Source organism: Pseudomonas sp. PS01297 (genome assembly GCF_029959305.1).
In the GTDB taxonomy this organism is placed as follows: domain Bacteria; phylum Pseudomonadota; class Gammaproteobacteria; order Pseudomonadales; family Pseudomonadaceae; genus Aquipseudomonas; species Aquipseudomonas helleri.
On sequence record NZ_JASCPQ010000216.1, the window covers coordinates 1 to 348 of the forward strand.

Annotated in this window: 1 protein-coding gene; it reads right to left on the reverse strand. The window is 52.0% G+C overall.

Translation table 11 applies throughout. The features are described from left to right. On the reverse strand, positions 1-348 hold a 348-nt coding region (locus tag QMX84_RS26495; RefSeq protein ID WP_282365154.1), incomplete at both ends, for a hypothetical protein.

The window sequence follows — 348 nt, forward strand, 5'->3', positions numbered from 1 at the left end:
GAGTGACGGTTTTGCTCTTGAGAGAGCGCACAAATTTTTGCGGATCTGCTGGGCAACCATAGTGGCCTTCTTCACTATCTGCTTCACCGTCCCTGCTGTACCACGTGTTGGTTTCGATCACACCATTGGCGTTGCTCTGGGTCAGCAGGTTGCCATAATCATCATAAGTGGCCGTCACTGTCTCGGTGTGTCGTGGTTCAGTGGCGTTGGCGTTTCGCCAGATCTTGGTGACTGTTTTTGGCAATTGGCAATAAGCGGGTTGATCTTTGAAGTTCTTTTGCGGGTCGATGTAGTACTCGGTCTCGGTCACTGACAAGGTGTCTTCACTGCCCGCTTCGGCCTTTTGGG